At 79.1% G+C, this 460-nt stretch carries 1 protein-coding gene; it reads right to left on the bottom strand.

The genetic code is table 11. The features are described 5' to 3' along the window. Positions 1–226: hypothetical protein (locus BN4575_RS22885; protein WP_218060809.1), on the bottom strand; the 226-nt coding region annotated here is incomplete at its 3' end. Between the last annotated feature and the right edge of the window lie 234 nt (positions 227–460).

Raw genomic sequence — 460 nt, 5'->3', positions numbered from 1 at the left:
GCCGACCTCGCTCGACGCCGCCGAGCGCGACGCGCTGCTCGAGACGCTGCGGGGCGAGGGGCGGATCCTGCACCGGCTCTCGCGGGCCACGTCGGGCATCGTCCAGGCGCTCGACGTCGGCGCGTTCACCACCCAGGCCGGCGTGTGGGTCCCCTACCTCGTGCTCGAGTGGCTGGAGGGCCAGACGCTCGGCCAGCACCTCCGCGAGCGGCGCGAGCGCGGCCACGCCGGCGCCCCCCCGGCGCACCGCGAGCGCCGGGCACACCGACGCCCTCGCGCGCCTCAGCCGAGGCGCCGGCGGCCCGAGATCACCGCGCCGGCGGCGCAGGCTCGGGCGACGGCGGGGCGGCGCGGGTCGGCTGGCAGCGGGGGCAGAAATACGGCGACCGCATCATCGTCCCCTTCCGGCGCATCTGGACCGCGGCGCCGCAGTCGTAGCCGGCGCCGCCCTCGCCGCCGT

It is taken from the genome of Aeromonas sp. EERV15 (assembly GCF_900079845.1).
Lineage (GTDB): Bacteria > Pseudomonadota > Gammaproteobacteria > Enterobacterales > Aeromonadaceae > Aeromonas > Aeromonas sobria.
This window is presented reverse-complemented; position numbering and strand designations above follow the sequence as displayed.